Source organism: Paenibacillus sabinae T27 (assembly GCF_000612505.1).
Taxonomy (GTDB): Bacteria; Bacillota; Bacilli; order Paenibacillales; family Paenibacillaceae; genus Paenibacillus_AQ; species Paenibacillus_AQ sabinae.
This window is the reverse complement of the sequence record NZ_CP004078.1, coordinates 5,154,772-5,170,809: the sequence shown is the minus strand read 5'-3', so window position 1 is coordinate 5,170,809 and position 16,038 is coordinate 5,154,772. Positions and strand designations below refer to the sequence as shown.

Below are 16,038 nucleotides of genomic sequence, written 5' to 3'. Positions count from 1 at the left end.
AAATTAACCTGTTCATTGGATTAGTTAAGTGAGGCCGAAAGGAAGTCATGCCTTGTTAGAAACTTTACTGCTCAATTTCCTGTTTTTACTCTTACCTGTTCTATTCGTTCTGATTTTTTTCGAAAACCGGACCCATTCCTATAATCGAAAAATGCTCATTTTGCTATCGGCCGTCACAATGATTCTTTGTATTGCCAAACCTATCAAGCTGGAAATGGGCTTTATTTTTGATTTAAGATATATCCCGTTTATTATCGTGGCCCTTTACGGAGGATACAAGAATGTTCTCCCGCTCTATATCGTGTTAAATATTTACCGGTTCTATGTAGGAGGCAGCGGGACGATTCCTTCGTTCCTTTATTCAACGGCCATCTTTGCACTGATACCGTTATTCAATAACAAATTTTTGAAGTTGGATCCGAAAAGCCGAATCGTCAGCGCCACCATAATTTCTGTGCTTACCATGGGATTTTACCTCGCTATTTTAAGCTGGATTGTGGGTACACTCGATTGGCCGTTCTGGACGCTCACCTTCTATGCCGTAACGACTCATGTCGGGGTGATGTGCATCATTGTGCTCCTGATCGAGCAGATCATTGCCAATATTAAGAATCGGGACCGGTTTTTGCAATCGGAGAGACTAAATGTCGTCAGCGAGCTTGCGGCCAGCGTTTCCCATGAAATCCGGAATCCACTTACCGTTACCGGCGGTTTTCTGCAGCTTTTGAATAAATCGAAGACCCTCACACCGGTTGAAAAAGGTTATATCGAATTATCTTTGCAGGAGCTTAATCGGGCGGAGCAAATCGTCAGCGATTATTTATCTTTTGCCAAGCCGCAGTCCGAAAATATGGTCTATTCCAACCTGAGAGCGGAGTCGGAGTATACCAAAAATTTAATCCTGCCATATGCCACGATCCATCAAGTCGAGGTCAAATATAACTTCAATAACTCGTTAAATAAAAGCTACGACCGGAACCAGATCCAGCAATGTTTGATTAACCTGTACAAGAACGCGATCGAAGCGATGAAAGAGAAGGGCGGCGGCACGCTGTCCATCGATATAATAGAGAAGAAGCATAACATCGTGATCAGTATCCAGGACACCGGAATCGGCATGACCAAAGAAGAAATATCGCGTCTCGGCAAACCCTACTATTCCACGAAAGCTGAAGGGACGGGTCTTGGGATGCTCATGGCCTATAGCGCCATCCATAAGGTCAAAGGAAATATTGAAGTCGACAGTGAAAAAGGCAAAGGCACAACATTTGTCATAACCATCCCTACTTAAATGCCGTTTACAGCATAGTGGTAGGTTATGTTAGTATGGATGTAACGAATGGAGGAATGTAGTGTTGTCTAATTTGCCCAATTGTCCAAAATGTAATTCCGAATATACCTACGAAGACAGAGGTCTTTATGTTTGCCCGGAATGTGCTCATGAGTGGTCTTTAGAATCAGAACCTGAGACCGCTCAAGATCAAAGGATTATCAAAGATGCTAACGGCAATATTTTAAACGATGGGGATACAGTGACCATAATCAAAGACCTTAAAGTAAAAGGAAGTTCATCCGTTTTAAAAGTAGGGACAAAAGTGAAAAATATACGTTTAGTTGATGGGGATCATGATATTGATTGCAAAATTGACGGGTTTGGGGCGATGAGTTTGAAATCCGAATTTGTCAAAAAGGTATAACGCAGATAACCATTAAAATGGGGGAGAGAAATGAGTCAGCAATCTCAAAACTATACTAATCATCGCAGGATACATCCTCTTTTTCACGTTTTGCTTACCCTTTTGACCGCAGGTTTGTTCATTTCAGCTGTAGTAGAGCTGGCGAGATCATTGAAAGCGGGGAATCAAGTATTTCCTGCCGTCCTTTTTCTGATTATTTCTATCATGTTCATCGTTATTTTTCTAGTCGTTCGCTCTTATCCTTTAAAAGCACAGGACCGGGCAATACGAGCCGAAGAGAATCTCCGGCACTATGTATTGACTCAAACGCTGCTGGATCCGAGGCTTAGTGTAAAACAAATCGTAGCTTTGCGGTTTGCCACCGATGAGGAATTTCCTGCACTTTGCAAGAAGGCGGCGGCAGATCAGCTGTCACCCGATGCCATTAAAAAATCGATCCAGAAGTGGAGAACCGACAACTATAGAATCTAGGGAGCGGCTCCTTTCCCAGATCGCAGGGCATCCGACAAGGATGCCCTTTAGTTATGCCTGCATAACCTCCCGGTAACCGTTGTTAACTGCTTTTATCCACCTTCCGTATAAAGGTCTCCGCGAACAACTCCGCATCCTTGGGCCATCTCGCGGTCAACAAATGTCCATCTTCGACAACAAACGGGGTGTTGAAAGAAGGTCCCTTTACATAGTTAGCCTTGCTCCGCAAATTTCGCGTGACTTCATCCTGCACATATTCAGGGTAGGTCCGGTAGTAACGGCCGCGCGCCCAAGCGGTTAACCAATACGCGGTGCGTTCTAGCGGCTTGGTCAGGCTTGTCATCCGTTTCTCATATACGATGGATCGTCCGCTCCTCGGGTCCATAGTCCGGGCAAGTACGATGGTTCCATGACAGATCGCACCGACCGGCCGCTCCAGCTGCCAGAAACGCAGAACCTTCTCTTGCAAAACCTTACTCTCCAGATAGGGCACCATCCCCTTGGCATGACCTCCCGGCAGCAGCAGACCGTCGAACTGTTCGGCTTCGATCTGCTCATAATTCAGGGGGTTCAAAAATGCGTCGTCCTGCTCGAGCTCCTGATGATACAATTCCACTACTTCTTTGGCTGCGCCTAGTTGACCGAAGATTACGCCTGTCAGCAAATAAGGGTCGGTGTAGGCGCGTTTTCCATCCGGCGTAGCAAAGACGATTTGCATCCCCGCCTCCCTGCATCGATGCCAAGGCACCACGACTTCAGTGGTATCAAAATCATGTGACGGCAAGGGAATGAGAATTCTCTTCTGCTGACTCATCGCTTTTCCTCCCTTATATTAATTTTTATGTTAATTTTACAAATCATTGATATCATCATAATAGTTATTCATTATTCTATTAACAGAATCAATGAAACAGAAAGGTAGTCATCATGAATCTGCTCCACAAAGTTGGTCAGAAGCCGATTATTGCCGCTTTACGCAATGTGCAAGATGTTGAACAAGCAATCGAAAGTCAAGTGGACAATATCTTTTTCATGGGTGGAACAGTTAAGGAGATTATTAACGCCGTTCAGTTAGTCAAGGCAGCCGGTAAAGGCACTTTTGTCCATGTCGATTTGATTAAGGGCTTATCCAATACCGACAAAGAAACGGTAAGCTTTATATCAGATTACATTGGAGCGGACGGAATTGTCACGCCGAAAAGTCATCTGATCGCTGAAGCGAAAAAGGCCAACTTATTCGGAATACTTCACTTGTTCATAATTGATTCTCTAGCGCTGCAAAATGGACTTAAGGCAGTTGAGAATGTTTGCCCTGATGGAGTGGAACTTATGCCTGGGGTTGTTCGTAAGACGATCGCTGCTTTTACGGACGTTTATGATCATATTCCCATCATCGCGAGCGGGCTCATTCATACGAAAGAAGAGGCAGCCGAATGTCTAGAGGCTGGCGCAACTTCGCTTTCTGTCAGTGAACAAAGCTTGTGGTCATTAACGTTTCAAGATATATAATATCTCAAATTGTTTAGAGTCGTGTCGAGAGAAAGCTCTGAACAATAAACAGAAGCTAGCATGGCTATGTCTGTTTATTGTTGAGCTTTCTCTTTTTCTGTTCACTTTATTTTACTAAAGCACAACTAACTCTAAGGGGGAAGAAAATGAGCGCTGAAGCAGCCAATCCACAGCCTTCTTATATCATATTGCTCAGCATCGACGGTATGGCGAACTTCTATCTTCAGGAACAGCAGGTTAGAATGCCGCATCTAAGATCTTTAATCAAGCAGGGGGTAATGGCGGATGCGATGAAAAGCGTATTTCCAACGGCGACCTGGGCTATTCATTCCAGCATCGTTACCGGCACATATCCCCGCAAGCACGGGATTCTGGGAAACTGGGTGATGAATCGCTCAACCAAAAGCGTCGGCGAATATTTTAGCGACAGTACTTGGGGCAAGGAAGATATTCTTCAAAGAGAGACCATTTATGATACGGCCAAACGACTGGGATGGACAACGGCTTCCGTATGCTGGCCCGTTACCAGAGAAGCCCAATCGATTGATTATAATATTCCTGAATTTTATGACCAGGATTTATTCGAAGCCTATGCTACACCAGGTTTGTGGAAAGAGCTTAAAGAAGCCGGGTTGCCGGTTGAACGATACGGTTCCTGGAGCAAGGATCATGCACGGGGACAGATGCAGGATTGGTTGACGACGGAAGTTGCCAAGCATTTGATACAGAGGCATAAGCCTAATCTCATGCTGCTTCATTATTTGCTCCCGGACAGCTACCAGCATGATTATGGCACCCGGTCGCAAGAAGTGTACTGGTCCTTGGAGTATATTGACGAGCGGATCGGTGAACTCGTTTCGACTCTGAAAGAAGAAGGAATCTGGGAAGACACCGCTCTATGTATCGTATCCGATCATGGATTCGTCGATACGACGAAAACCGTTTTTCCGAATGTATGCTTCAAACAAAAAGGCTGGTTCGATCCGGATCAGCCGGAGCAAAGCAAGGTGGCAGCGGTATCCAATGGCGGTTCCGGATACGTGTATATTTTTGAGGAAGATCCTGCAATGAAAGCTGCACTGATGCGGGAAGTGAAACAAAGCCTGCAGGAAATGAAAGGGGTAGGCAGACTTTTTGAACCGCAGGATTATGAAAGCTTGGGTTTGCCTGTTGAAGGAGAAATGGAGGATCAGCGTCCGGATTTTGTTTTTGAAGCGGAGATGGATTGTTTCATTCATTTTGAACACGAGGGAGATCTTGTGTACATGGAAGGAACGAAGTTTCAAGGCATGCACGGCTATTTGCCTGATCATGAGGAATTGAAATGCATCTTTGTTGCCGCAGGCAAATCGATTCCTTCAGGCATTCAAATACCCGAAATTCACATTGTCGATATTGCTCCGACTCTTTTAAATATGATGGGAGGTGAGATTCCCGGAATAGACGGACAGGCCATTGATTTGAATACTACTCGCAAAGGAGCAAGAAATGGGCAATACAGCAATGAACAGCATGAAAGCATTTCTTTTTGATTTGGACGGATGCATCTATTATGGCGATACGCCGGCTGCCGGGGCAAAAGAACTCTTGGAACTCCTCAAACATGAAGGGAAACGTTGTTTCTTCGTAACCAATAATTCAACTCAGACGGCAAAAGAGATTGCTTCCAAAATGAGCCGTATCGGCATACAAGCCGAGCCTGATGACATTGTTACGGTAACGGACAACGCAGGTCATTACTTGAAGGGGAAATTCGGTGGCTGTGTCAAGGTTAAGGTGGCGGGCAGCGAAGCATTGCAAAGCTCGGTTCTCGGCGCTGGACATGAACTTATTCCAATCGAAGATCCAATGCGGGCCGATGTCATTCTTGTTGGAAGAGATGTGACGTTTGATTATGACAAGCTGCAAATGATCGTCAATGATGTTCATCGCGGAGCGAAAGTCGTCGGGGCGAATTGCGATTCGCATCATGTAGGAACCGGAGGGGTGATTGTGCCGGAAACGGGTTCTTTAACCGCTGCGATTGAAACGGTAGCCGGCCTGAAGATCGAGCACATCGGGAAGCCCTCGCCTTACTTGTTCGAATGTGTGCTTAACCGGTATGGACTGGACCCCGATCATTGCATCATGGTTGGAGATAATTTTATGACGGATATGGCTGGAGGAGTGCAAGCGGGGCTGCGAACGGTCTGGGTTAATGAACATAATCCTTATTTGCGGGACAATATGCTTGGAATTATTCCTGACTATATCGTTAAAAATATGGAACAGCTGTTAAATATATATACAACATAAAGGAGAAGATAACTATGAAATCCATGTTGAAGCTGTGCGCAATTATGACATTAAGTGTATCTTTGATTGCCGGTTGTTCAAGCAGTCCTGCCGAAAGTGCTAAAGACAATGCAAGCAAACCGTCTCCTGAGCCTCAAAATCAATCCATTACTTTTATCGACACCGCAGGCGGCGCAAACACGCAAAAGTTTTTTAGCGAAATCATTCCAAAAGCATCAAGCGAATTGGGCATCAAAATTAACTATGTCACAGGGTCCGGAGCTGAAATCCAGCAAAGATTATCCGCTCAGAAACAAGGTGAAGGCGATATCGACGTGCTGTTGTTAAAGCCGGATGGCATCGGCAATATGATTGAAGCGGGAATCCCGTTTGAAACGCTTGAAAACAACCCGGAAATCCCCAATATTTCGCTGGTTGAGCCTAGCGAATTAAAGGATGCTTTAGGAATTGCAACGAACGGTAAAGCGGTTCCTTTCTGGCACGATCAATTTGGAATCTTGTACAACTCCGACAAAATCAAGAATCCTCCGAAATCTTGGGATGAATTTTATGAAAGACGGGGCGAATGGGCCGGCCACATCGGTATGATCCGTTCGGACGCCAAGTCCGGCGGAGGAAGAATCATGCAGCGCGATATTCTTCTCGGTTACGGAGTAGACTTCTCCAAGCCGTTTGCAACTTTGCAAAATACAGCCGAGTGGAAGAACGGCATCAATAAATTCGGCGAATTCTCGAAAGCATTCTTTAAGCCTTTAGCTTCTGAACCGCCGGTATTGTTCCAACAATTTGCCTCGGAAGATGTTTGGATTACTGAATATGCAATTGACTATACACTCTGGTCCAGAGATCAAGGCTTGCTTCCTAAATCCGTAAAATCCACCTTCTTCCCAAGCGGCCATTATGGCGGTGCAGCTTATCTGGCGATTCCTTCTAACGCGCCTGACAGTCAGAAAGAGCTGGCGGCTAAGTTTGTAAACTGGATGATGTCGGAAGAGACGCAGGTGAAAATGATGGAAACCCTGTGGATCTATATGGGAATCAATAAATACGACAATGTTCCTCAATCGGTATGGAACAACGTACCGTCATGGGACGTGGTTAAGAAATCCAGAATTCCATTGAATAATAATGAAGCTTATACGTTCTTAAAAGAAAAAGGCATGGATTTGGTTAAGTAATCCCATCTGGAGGTGAAAGAAATGAGGAATCCCTCATCAGGATTCCTCATTTCCATATCAATGCAATTTAAAAAAGACAATTTGCTCACCTTATTGCTTTTATTTCCCGGGCTAGTCTTTTTCATCGGCCTCTTTATTTATCCGCTCTGCATAACTTTCATGAACAGCTTAACGATAAGCAATCATACCGGTTATTCCCTTCAGAACTATATCGATTTACTAACTTCGGCAAAATACTGGAACGTTATCGGTATTACCTTTGTTTTAGCTATTTCCACAACGATCCTTTCCGTCCTTATCGCCTTGCCGCTCGCATTAATCTTAAGGAAACGGGTAAAGGGCCATACATTCATCCGTTTATTGATTTTACTGCCGTTAACGGTACTAGCGTTAATCAGTGCCCTCGGCCTGCTGATCGTCTGGGACAAGAACGGTTGGGTCAATTTGTTTCTTATGCAAGTGCTGCCGTTTATCGATGAACCGCTGAAAATCAATTATACGCTTTACGGTTTGATCCTATTTTATGCATGGCTGTATTCCCCTCACACGATCTTGATGACATTATCATCGATAGAAGGAATCGACCGGAACGTAGAGCAAGCGGCTACGATTACCGGGGCTAAACCTTTTGAAGTGTTCAGATATATTACTTTGCCTTTAAGCATGAGCGGTATCCGTTCCGGTTCGGTGATGACCTTTCTGCTTGCTTTCGGTGCCTTTAATGTTCCGCTGATTGCCGGTGGAAATTACAGGCCTCTGACCGTTGCGATTTATACGGAAGCAGGTGTGTTTAATAACTGGCCCAAAGCCAGCGCTTTAGCCATTATTATGGGAATTCTCGAGATTATTTTTATCTTGATTTACTTTAAATTGACGAAGAAAAGGAGCGCGGCATAAATGAATCCGATCATTCATAGCATTCGGGCCGTCCGGACGGGAAAGAAAGTCGTGATGTACGCGTTCCTTTTGGGATTTGCCTTGTTTATTTTATCGCCGTTTGCCGTCATCATCGTGTCCGCTTTCGGAGAAGGCTGGTTCGGCGCCAGATGGCTGCCTGAGTCATGGGGCATACGATGGTTTCAGTGGGCATTTCAGATGACGAATCTGATGCAGGTTACGATGAATAGTTTTATGATTGCCGCATTAACGATAGTCATCAGTTTGCTGATCGGAGTTCCTACTGCATGGGCTATAGGAAAAAGAAAACTGCGGGCCAAGGAGCTGCTGATCGCCCTGATCCTGCTCCCTAGAATGATACCGGAATTAACTTACGCGCTCGGAACGGCCAAAATATTTTATACATTAGATCTGATTAACACTCATTTCGGTGTGGCGCTTGCGCATTCCACCATTACCATTCCTTATGTCGTATTAATTATGTCCGCTACGTTTGAGGCTTTGGAGCAAAGGGTTATCGACGCGGGCGGCGTTTGCGGGGCCAATTGGTTTCAGAGATTTCTATATTTGGTTATCCCTATGTCCATGCCCGGGATCTTGGCGGCGGTAATTTTCGTATTTGTAACTTCCTTTAACGAGTTTACTTTAAGCATGATGACTTACGGCCCGCAGACGGTCACTTTGCCGATACAGACGTATCTATCCATTGGAGACGGCTATAAAGAAGTAGCCAGCGCGATTTCCGTTATTCTGCTTATCCCTTCCATCCTCATCCTTGGTGTAATCGTGAAACAAATCAAGCCGGAAAATTTAAGCGGAGGAGTGAAAGGTTTATGATAGATAAGAAAGTCATGATTTCGCTAAAAAATATTACAAAAAAGTTCGGACATGTTACGGTAGTGAACCAACTGAATTTGGATATTTATGAGGGAGAAATGCTGACGCTTCTTGGGTCGAGCGGCTGCGGGAAATCAACTACGCTGAACATGATTACAGGCAGTCTGACGCCGGAAAGCGGAGAAATCCATATCAGAGGCAAGGATTTGACGCATGTTCCGTCACATAAACGAGAAATCGGTTTGGTTTTTCAAAACTTCGCCCTTTTTCCGCATATGACGGTTTTTGAGATCGTGGAATTTCCGCTGAAAATTCGCAAAGAAAATAAAAAGGAACGCAGAGTCAAAGTGATGGAAATGCTTCGTCTGGTCCAATTGGATCATCTGGCTGAAAGATATCCGCGAGAATTATCCGGGGGACAGCAGCAGAGGGTGGGATTAGCAAGGGCATTGATCTATCAGCCTAAGGTCGTGTTATTTGACGAGCCGCTTTCGAATCTGGACGCCAAGCTGAGAGAAGAATTACGATTTGAAATCATGAATTTAAAAGATAAATTAAAATTCACTTCGATTTATGTCACTCACGATCAGGAAGAGGCGCTTACATTGTCGGATCGGATTGCCGTGATGAAGAATGGAGTCATTCAGCAATTAGGGACGCCTCTTGAAATATATAATGAACCGCAAACACCTTTTGTAGCAGACTTTGTTGGTGTATCTAATAAAATGGTCGGACAATGTGTGGACAAAGATAACGGACACGCGTCCATTCAAATGGATGGTTTTCAATTAAGAGGAGTAGTAAAACAGGATGAAATACAAAAAGGCGATAAAGTAATCATTTTTATTCGGCCTGAGGATATCCAAATCGGCAATGAAGGTTCCGCCGAAGAAAATACCCTTCAAGGGGAAGTACGGAACATTGTATTTTCAGGAGAAAGAAAAGAGTGCATGGTTGGCGCTTCAGAAGGGGAAACCATCCGGTTATATGTGAATAAACAATCCGATATTGCCATTGGACAAAGGCTGTATATACATCTCCCAAGCGACAGCTGTAAAATTTTCAAGCATGAAGAAATGGAAGTTAAACGGTAAATCACCCTAAATGCAGAATGCTCCAGCAGATGACTGCTGGAGCTGAACTAGGTTAACCCTAGCGCATACTCTGTATGAGGACAACAGGTACAAATAGATGATCAAGCTGCCGTGTAAAGGTAAGGACCATGTCATCGCCAACTCGTTCTATCATTACTGGACTGCCATCAGCAAGAAATTGATGTTTCTTCTGTCACAGGGGCATATCTACCAGGTTTTCTTTCCATTCGATATGGGGATAATGGGACTTTAAGGAGGGAGCATACAGATGGAAGCGTATATAGGGATTATTATTCGGACCTTTAGCGCGATTCTGCTGCTATTATTTGTAGCCCAATTGCTCGGGAAACAGACGATTTCGAACATGACGCTGCATGATTTTGTGACCGGTATTACCATTGGGACCATCGCGGCCAACCTGGCGTTCAATGAAACCCAGAAATGGACCCATCTGCTGCTGTCGCTTATTGTCATTACCGTTACATCCATTGTATTATCGATCATCGCCCTGAAGAGCCGCAAAATGAGAAGGTTAATATCGGGTTCACCCTCTATACTGATTGAAGGCGGGAAGATCCTGGAAGATAACATGAGAAAATTAAGATACTCTATGGATTCTTTGGATCAAGCCTTGAGGGGAAAAGGGATTTTTAACGTTGAGGAAGTGGAATATGCGGTTCTCGAAGATAACGGAACAGTGTCGGTATTAAAGAAGGACGAGCATCGATATGTGACCAAGAAGGATATGAAGCTTCGTTCGCACAAGCAGGCTTTTCCGGTGGAATTGATCATGGACGGAATACTTATCGAAGAAAATCTGAAGAATAACGGGCTGACCCGAGAATGGCTGGACTCGGAATTGAAACGCAGGGGAAAGCAGATCTCCGACGTGTTCTATGGGGTTCGGGGAACCCAGCACCAGCTCGTCTTTGATTACTACAAGGATGGCATCACGAAACCGATTGATAAAGAGTGAATATAAGAAGATTCTCAAAATTTTAATTGAAAAGGGAACATTCGTTTGGTATGATGGTGAAAAATACCTTGCGAAATGGTGGTGTATAGATGCTGAACCAGCAAGCCAAAGGGAAAATCGAAAGCAGCCTTACCGTTCTATTGGTGTCTGATCTGGAGCGATCCAAGTCCTATTATCAAAATGCATTAGGCTGTGAAACTACGGAATGGTGGGCCGTTAGAGATGATTTCGGTTTAGGCTTTAAATTGATTCAGGCAGACGACCCTAACGATGTTCGGCCTAATACAGGCACCTGGAATACTTACGCATACACCGAGTCCATTGCTGCTTTAGATGTCTTATATGAGGAATTCAGGGCGAATGGTGCAATGATTGTGGAGGAACCGAAGGTCAGCGAATTTGATTGGGGATTGTGGAAGGAATTCTCGGTTAAAGACCCTGACGGCTATGTGATTGGTTTTGGTTCAGGAGCCAAATAAACTGATTTATGTATTTGAAAGCGTTTCAACAAAAATTAATGGAGGGGAAACAATGAACGAACAACCGCAAGGTCAGGAAGCTTCGAAGCCCAGCAGCCCAATCAAGAGCAAGATCGGAAGTGTGTTTGTGCCGGTTAAGGATATCGAGAGGGCCCGGAGCTGGTACTGCAAGGTACTTGGTCTAAATGAAGCAGACTGTGAAATTCTCTTTGGCCACTTATGCCCGCTGCCGATGGAAGGAACGGGTATCCTGCTGGATATGATGCCAATGTGGGGAGGGGACAAACCGGGCGGACCTCCGTCCATCGAGACCCCTGCCTTTATGCTGATGACGGGCAATCTGCAAGGTTCCTTTGACTATTTAAAAGAGCTTGGCGCGGAGTTTGTGACCGAAATCGAGAACAACCATTGGTTCGTCGTGAAAGACCCGGACGGCAATAAATTGATGATCTGCGGGGAGAGAGAATAGGCGGGGCCCCTTTCGCGCAAGCATTTGAACCTCCGCCCAAACAGGGGATTCATACGTTTATTGTCCTCAGGCGCTTTATATCTTGTATAGGTGAAAAACCAAACATTCGGGAATATTCACGGCTGAATTGCGACGGACTTTCATAGCCTACCCGGAATGCGACATCCGCGGCATCTGTTGACTCGGATAATAACAGACGCCGCGCTTCCTGCAGCCTCAGTTGTTTTTGAAACTGAATTGGACTCATAGCGGTTACCTCTTTAAAATGTCTATGAAGCGAAGAAACACTCATATTCGCTATTTCCGAAAGCTCCTCAATCCGAAAAGACGTATCATAGTTATTCATGATATGTTCGATAACGTCTCTGATTCGTTTGGTACTGCTTCCTTCTATTGCAATTTGTTCCAGCGTGGCCCCATGCTGTTCTTGCAGAACCCTATAGAGAATTTCCTTCGTGATGAGAGGAGCAAGTACCGGGATATCCTTAGGATTGTCTAGCAAACGAGCTAACCTGATGACCGCATCCAACAAAGATAATTCCATCCGGCTGACAAACATACCTCGCTTAGCGTTTTCTTTCGGGTCAATTCGAACTTCAGAATCGCTTAAAATTTCTAAGATTTGACCCGGAGTAAATTCAAGTTTGAGAGACAAATACGGAACTTGGGAAGAGGCTTCCATGACTTGTCCGGTAACTGGCAGATCAACGGATGCAACAAGGTAATCGGTAGGACCGTAAATAAAGCGCTCTTGTCCCAGCAATACCTCCTTCACACCCTGAACGACAATGCAAAAGGAAGGATTGTAAACTGCAAAATTTGATCCAGTAACTTTAGATCGACGAGTGAAAAATAAAGACGGAATAGCAGTCGCGTGAACACCGTCCCGGCCTGAATAACGTTCAATGAGTTTGGCAAGCTCATCCTGCTGTTTATATATTCGTTCAGACATAAGATCCTCCTCGTTCCTCCATCCTTGATAGTTCCATCATAATTCATATTCGTCCGTAACGTAAATGATTGTGAGAGGATTAGGCAATCATTTGAGCAGAATGGGTTAGCGGTCGCCTTTTCATTTGTTACATAATAAGGATACCGAAGCTGATCCATCACTTTATTATGATCAATTTAGGTTAGGGGTCAGTATGCCAAGTGAAAGGGGAAGATTAAGATGGGTACAGAAGGGAAATATACAGTTATTACCGGAGCAAGCGCTGGTATTGGTTACGCGACAGCTAAGGCTTTCGCAAAACGCAAGAAAAATATCATACTTGTTGCTCGCCGTGAACACAATCTGAACGAACTGAAAAGAGAAATTTTGCAGGAAGCTCCTGAGCTGGATATTGTGATAAAAGCAGTGGATGTATCCGTCAGTCAAAACGTCCATCAACTCTATCGAGAGTTAAATTCGTACGAAATCGAAACATGGATTAATAATGCAGGTTTCGGTAACTATGAGAGTGTGTCCGGTCAAGACTTGGACAAGATTGAAACCATGCTGCGGCTAAACGTGGAAGCCCTAACGATCTTTTCGTCCTTGTATGTACGTGATTATAAAGACGTGGAGGGTGCACAATTAATCAATATATCTTCAGCTGGTGGATACACAATCGTGCCAACTGCCGTTACCTACTGTGCTACCAAGTTTTATGTCAGTGCGTTTACCGAGGGATTGGCCCATGAACTGAAAGCCGCCAATGCAAAATTACAAGCTAAAGTATTGGCACCAGCGGCTACCAAAACCGAATTTGGACAAGTGGCCAACAATACGAGCGAGTATGACTATGACAACGTGTTTAGTAAATACCATACAAGCGATGAAATGGCCAATTTTCTCTTGCAGCTTTATGATAGCAACATGACTGTTGGTAGAGTGGACAGAGAAAACTTTGAATTCAAACTTAGCGAACCACTTTTTGATTATGCAGGAAATTCTAAGAATAACCAAAAAGTCCAACTGAAAGATTAACACAGTACACCCGGCCGAGTTGCTTGCTGCGGCCCTATCTGAAGGTAATTTCCGATAATAAAAACCCCTTCATCTACAATTAAGTAGTGAGGGGTCTTTGCATGGAATCCGTTTATAATTTTCAGCTTGGGATACGCCTCTAAAATGATGTTTTTAAATGACGGACCAGAGCCTCTGCGCTTTCCCGAAGCTGTTCATTGTTTAGCACCCGTACGCCTTGGGCAGCAAAGGTGGGCAGGAAGCGCATTCCCGTCAGGTTCGCCATAGCCTGGAACGGTTTGGTCAGCTCGCTCAAGCTGTAATGATTGTACCCTCCCGCTTGATAGGCGGCTTCCGGTCCCCCTGTCGACATCGCCAGACCAAACCCTTTTCCATGCAATTTCGTTCCTTGCGATCCGTAAGCCCAGCCGTAAGTGAGCACCACATCCTGCCATTCCTTCAGCAAGGAAGGACTGCTGTACCAGTAAAGCGGGAATTGAAACACAATCCGTTCATGCTCCAGCAATAATTGCTGCTCGCGTTCCACGTTGATTTGTTTGTCCGGGTATGCCGCATATAGATCATGGACCGTGATGTCCTCTTCCTGATGAAGCCGGTCCACCCACATTTTGTTGACCACAGAATTCGCCATATTCGGATGCGCTACAATCACTAAAGTTTTCATGCCCATTTCTCCTTTGAAGTTTTTATTTGTATATGCAAATGAAAGGGTAAAAAAATTTAAGATTCGTCCTCCAGCTTATTGCTTGCTTCGTGCAGCATTTTACTTAAGTCCAGGCTGAATTCGCGTCCTAGAATTTGAGAGTAGCCTTCAAATAAGTCTTTTAAAGAGCTTCGAAACTTAAGGTACACGTGCTCTCCCTCTTCGGTTAAAGAGATGAAGGTCTGTTTGCCGTCTATTTTTCTGATTACCAGCTTTAAGCCTTCGAGCTTGTCGATAAACCTCGTACTCGTGGAAGGAGCGATCGACAGCTTGTGGCACAGCTCTTTCTGCGTGATTCCCGGATGAAATTTAACGATCATGATCATGTAAAAATAAGAAGGAGCCAGATTGCCGAAATCAAACGTGCGTTCCGCCAATTTAGTGATGTTCCGGGCAAAACGGCTGGCTGTGAAATATAGACAATGCATTAATACTTGTTCTTCTTCATTCACATTCTTCAGTCCCTTTTTTCATTTGCATATACAAATTAACACGGATGAATGCAGCAGTCAACTCTTGGCAGATGGGAAATCATGATCCCCGCCAGCGTGAAATCCATAACTGTTTGTGCGAAGATAGGGTAAAACTAGCAGTTAAGGAGTTTACTTATGAAAACAATAGGTCTTATCGGTGGAATGAGTTGGGAATCATCATTGCTCTATTACCAGATCATCAATCAACGGGTAAAAGAAAAGCTAGGGGGGCATCATTCCGCAAAAAGTCTGATGTATTCGGTAGACTTTCATGAAATCAAGACTCTTCAGCATCATGGGAGATGGAAAGAAGCCACACAAATCATGATTGATTCGGCACGAAAGCTTGAAGCAGGCGGAGCCGATTTCATCGTCATATGCACGAATACGATGCACAAGATGGCGATGGAAGTGGAAGAATCGGTATCCATCCCCTTACTTCATATCGCTGATGCAACCGCAAGTGAAATTGTGAATGATGGAATAAAGAAAGTCGCCTTGCTGGGGACTGCTTTTACCATGGAGCAGGATTTTTACAAGGGAAGACTCATCGAAAGGTTTGGGCTTGAGGTTGTGGTTCCTAATGAAGCGGATCGAAGGATTGTACATGACATCATTTATCAGGAGCTTTGCTTAGGAATCATTGACGCAAGGTCCAGGCAATCTTACTTGAAGATCATTGATAGTCTGATCCAGCAGGGAGCTGAGGCTGTCATTCTTGGATGTACGGAAATAACCCTGCTTATCTCGCAACAGGGCTGCAGCATCCCGATGTATGATACAACAAGACTTCATGCCGAATCTGCCGTTGAATTTGCGATAAGAGAGGACGACAACGAAGGGGCTGCTGTACCAGTAAGGGGAAATTGAGACAGGCGCAGGCTAACCGTTGAAGTGAAAATCGTTTGTAAAATTTCTGTAAATGCTCTGGTTAAGCTATGGCATATCACATAGAATAGAATCGACTTTTGATATGAGAAAGGAGTATTCC

At 44.6% G+C, this 16,038-nt stretch carries 19 protein-coding genes; 15 read left to right on the top strand and 4 right to left on the bottom strand.

Annotation, left to right across the window (positions count from 1 at the left end):
* Positions 1-52 precede the first annotated feature (52 nt).
* The 3 genes from PSAB_RS23875 to PSAB_RS23865 all read left to right on the top strand — a co-directional run bounded on the left by PSAB_RS23875 (position 53) and on the right by PSAB_RS23865 (position 2,168).
* Positions 53-1,291 carry an ATP-binding protein gene (locus PSAB_RS23875; RefSeq protein WP_025337080.1) on the top strand — a complete coding sequence of 413 codons (1,239 nt, stop codon included), beginning with the start codon at positions 53-55 and terminating at the stop codon, positions 1,289-1,291.
* A 64-nt stretch (positions 1,292-1,355) separates the two neighbouring features.
* On the top strand, positions 1,356-1,697 hold the full coding sequence (locus PSAB_RS23870) for a zinc ribbon domain-containing protein YjdM (protein WP_025337079.1): 342 nt from the start codon (positions 1,356-1,358) through the stop codon (positions 1,695-1,697).
* Between the two features lie 30 nt (positions 1,698-1,727).
* Positions 1,728-2,168 carry a DUF6526 family protein gene (locus PSAB_RS23865; RefSeq protein ID WP_025337078.1) on the top strand — a complete coding sequence of 147 codons (441 nt, stop codon included), beginning with the start codon at positions 1,728-1,730 and terminating at the stop codon, positions 2,166-2,168.
* 82 nt (positions 2,169-2,250) lie between these two features.
* Here the strand turns inward: PSAB_RS23865 and PSAB_RS23860 are convergent, their stop codons facing one another.
* Positions 2,251-2,982, bottom strand: a complete 732-nt coding sequence (locus tag PSAB_RS23860; protein WP_025337077.1) for a type 1 glutamine amidotransferase domain-containing protein — start codon at positions 2,980-2,982, stop codon at positions 2,251-2,253.
* Between the two features lie 113 nt (positions 2,983-3,095).
* Between PSAB_RS23860 and PSAB_RS23855 the strand changes: the two genes are divergently transcribed.
* The 10 genes from PSAB_RS23855 to PSAB_RS23810 all read left to right on the top strand — a co-directional run bounded on the left by PSAB_RS23855 (position 3,096) and on the right by PSAB_RS23810 (position 11,902).
* Positions 3,096-3,677, top strand: coding sequence for a glycerol-3-phosphate responsive antiterminator (locus PSAB_RS23855; protein ID WP_025337076.1), 582 nt, complete (start codon positions 3,096-3,098; stop codon positions 3,675-3,677).
* Between the two features lie 146 nt (positions 3,678-3,823).
* Positions 3,824-5,209: an alkaline phosphatase family protein gene (locus PSAB_RS23850; RefSeq protein WP_025337075.1), complete on the top strand. Its 1,386-nt coding sequence runs from the start codon at positions 3,824-3,826 to the stop codon at positions 5,207-5,209.
* A complete protein-coding gene (locus PSAB_RS24825; RefSeq protein WP_025337074.1) occupies positions 5,166-5,972 on the top strand; it encodes an HAD-IIA family hydrolase in 807 nt (268 codons plus the stop codon). Before PSAB_RS23850 ends, PSAB_RS24825 begins: the two co-directional genes overlap by 44 nt.
* Before the next feature lie 14 nt (positions 5,973-5,986).
* Positions 5,987-7,150: an ABC transporter substrate-binding protein gene (locus tag PSAB_RS23840; RefSeq protein ID WP_025337073.1), complete on the top strand. Its 1,164-nt coding sequence runs from the start codon at positions 5,987-5,989 to the stop codon at positions 7,148-7,150.
* A 21-nt stretch (positions 7,151-7,171) separates the two neighbouring features.
* Positions 7,172-8,047 carry an ABC transporter permease gene (locus PSAB_RS23835; protein WP_025337072.1) on the top strand — a complete coding sequence of 292 codons (876 nt, stop codon included), beginning with the start codon at positions 7,172-7,174 and terminating at the stop codon, positions 8,045-8,047.
* Positions 8,048-8,884, top strand: coding sequence for an ABC transporter permease (locus PSAB_RS23830; RefSeq protein WP_025337071.1), 837 nt, complete (start codon positions 8,048-8,050; stop codon positions 8,882-8,884).
* Positions 8,881-9,978 (top strand): ABC transporter ATP-binding protein, encoded by a 1,098-nt coding sequence (locus PSAB_RS23825; protein WP_038596272.1) that lies wholly within the window; start codon positions 8,881-8,883, stop codon positions 9,976-9,978. The genes PSAB_RS23830 and PSAB_RS23825 overlap by 4 nt, the downstream gene beginning before the upstream one ends.
* A 268-nt stretch (positions 9,979-10,246) precedes the next feature.
* Entirely contained in the window at positions 10,247-10,954 is a 708-nt protein-coding gene (locus tag PSAB_RS23820; RefSeq protein ID WP_025337069.1) for a DUF421 domain-containing protein, read from the top strand.
* A gap of 89 nt (positions 10,955-11,043) precedes the next feature.
* Positions 11,044-11,433 carry a VOC family protein gene (locus PSAB_RS23815; protein WP_025337068.1) on the top strand — a complete coding sequence of 130 codons (390 nt, stop codon included), beginning with the start codon at positions 11,044-11,046 and terminating at the stop codon, positions 11,431-11,433.
* 52 nt (positions 11,434-11,485) lie between these two features.
* Positions 11,486-11,902 carry a VOC family protein gene (locus PSAB_RS23810; protein WP_025337067.1) on the top strand — a complete coding sequence of 139 codons (417 nt, stop codon included), beginning with the start codon at positions 11,486-11,488 and terminating at the stop codon, positions 11,900-11,902.
* A gap of 49 nt (positions 11,903-11,951) precedes the next feature.
* Here PSAB_RS23810 and PSAB_RS23805 read toward each other — a convergent pair whose 3' ends face one another.
* Positions 11,952-12,854 (bottom strand): AraC family transcriptional regulator, encoded by a 903-nt coding sequence (locus tag PSAB_RS23805; protein WP_025337066.1) that lies wholly within the window; start codon positions 12,852-12,854, stop codon positions 11,952-11,954.
* A 219-nt stretch (positions 12,855-13,073) separates the two neighbouring features.
* Here PSAB_RS23805 and PSAB_RS23800 point away from each other — a divergent pair, with 219 nt between their 5' ends.
* Positions 13,074-13,871, top strand: a complete 798-nt coding sequence (locus tag PSAB_RS23800) for an SDR family NAD(P)-dependent oxidoreductase (RefSeq protein ID WP_025337065.1) — start codon at positions 13,074-13,076, stop codon at positions 13,869-13,871.
* A 139-nt stretch (positions 13,872-14,010) separates the two neighbouring features.
* Here PSAB_RS23800 and PSAB_RS23795 read toward each other — a convergent pair whose 3' ends face one another.
* The gene (locus tag PSAB_RS23795) at positions 14,011-14,535 is read right to left on the bottom strand and encodes an NAD(P)H-dependent oxidoreductase (protein WP_025337064.1); all 525 of its coding nucleotides are present in this window, start codon (positions 14,533-14,535) and stop codon (positions 14,011-14,013) included.
* A 56-nt stretch (positions 14,536-14,591) separates the two neighbouring features.
* A complete protein-coding gene (locus PSAB_RS23790) occupies positions 14,592-15,026 on the bottom strand; it encodes a MarR family winged helix-turn-helix transcriptional regulator (RefSeq protein ID WP_025337063.1) in 435 nt (144 codons plus the stop codon).
* A gap of 156 nt (positions 15,027-15,182) precedes the next feature.
* Between PSAB_RS23790 and PSAB_RS23785 the strand changes: the two genes are divergently transcribed.
* Positions 15,183-15,917 carry an aspartate/glutamate racemase family protein gene (locus PSAB_RS23785; RefSeq protein ID WP_025337062.1) on the top strand — a complete coding sequence of 245 codons (735 nt, stop codon included), beginning with the start codon at positions 15,183-15,185 and terminating at the stop codon, positions 15,915-15,917.
* The last annotated feature ends 121 nt before the right edge of the window (positions 15,918-16,038 follow it).

What these genes read in the sequence shown, in the direction of transcription:
- PSAB_RS23785 (WP_025337062.1), top strand. Translation starts at nt 15,183, where the DNA reads ATGAAAACAATAGGTCTTATCGGTGGAATGAGTTGGGAATCATCATTG.
- PSAB_RS24825 (WP_025337074.1), top strand. Translation starts at nt 5,166, where the DNA reads ATGGGCAATACAGCAATGAACAGCATGAAAGCATTTCTTTTTGATTTG.
- PSAB_RS23805 (WP_025337066.1), bottom strand. Translation starts at nt 12,854, where the DNA reads ATGTCTGAACGAATATATAAACAGCAGGATGAGCTTGCCAAACTCATT.
- PSAB_RS23830 (WP_025337071.1), top strand. Translation starts at nt 8,048, where the DNA reads ATGAATCCGATCATTCATAGCATTCGGGCCGTCCGGACGGGAAAGAAA.
- PSAB_RS23865 (WP_025337078.1), top strand. Translation starts at nt 1,728, where the DNA reads ATGAGTCAGCAATCTCAAAACTATACTAATCATCGCAGGATACATCCT.
- PSAB_RS23835 (WP_025337072.1), top strand. Translation starts at nt 7,172, where the DNA reads ATGAGGAATCCCTCATCAGGATTCCTCATTTCCATATCAATGCAATTT.
- PSAB_RS23815 (WP_025337068.1), top strand. Translation starts at nt 11,044, where the DNA reads ATGCTGAACCAGCAAGCCAAAGGGAAAATCGAAAGCAGCCTTACCGTT.
- PSAB_RS23820 (WP_025337069.1), top strand. Translation starts at nt 10,247, where the DNA reads ATGGAAGCGTATATAGGGATTATTATTCGGACCTTTAGCGCGATTCTG.
- PSAB_RS23850 (WP_025337075.1), top strand. Translation starts at nt 3,824, where the DNA reads ATGAGCGCTGAAGCAGCCAATCCACAGCCTTCTTATATCATATTGCTC.
- PSAB_RS23855 (WP_025337076.1), top strand. Translation starts at nt 3,096, where the DNA reads ATGAATCTGCTCCACAAAGTTGGTCAGAAGCCGATTATTGCCGCTTTA.
- PSAB_RS23860 (WP_025337077.1), bottom strand. Translation starts at nt 2,982, where the DNA reads ATGAGTCAGCAGAAGAGAATTCTCATTCCCTTGCCGTCACATGATTTT.
- PSAB_RS23825 (WP_038596272.1), top strand. Translation starts at nt 8,881, where the DNA reads ATGATAGATAAGAAAGTCATGATTTCGCTAAAAAATATTACAAAAAAG.
- PSAB_RS23840 (WP_025337073.1), top strand. Translation starts at nt 5,987, where the DNA reads ATGAAATCCATGTTGAAGCTGTGCGCAATTATGACATTAAGTGTATCT.
- PSAB_RS23800 (WP_025337065.1), top strand. Translation starts at nt 13,074, where the DNA reads ATGGGTACAGAAGGGAAATATACAGTTATTACCGGAGCAAGCGCTGGT.
- PSAB_RS23795 (WP_025337064.1), bottom strand. Translation starts at nt 14,535, where the DNA reads ATGAAAACTTTAGTGATTGTAGCGCATCCGAATATGGCGAATTCTGTG.
- PSAB_RS23810 (WP_025337067.1), top strand. Translation starts at nt 11,486, where the DNA reads ATGAACGAACAACCGCAAGGTCAGGAAGCTTCGAAGCCCAGCAGCCCA.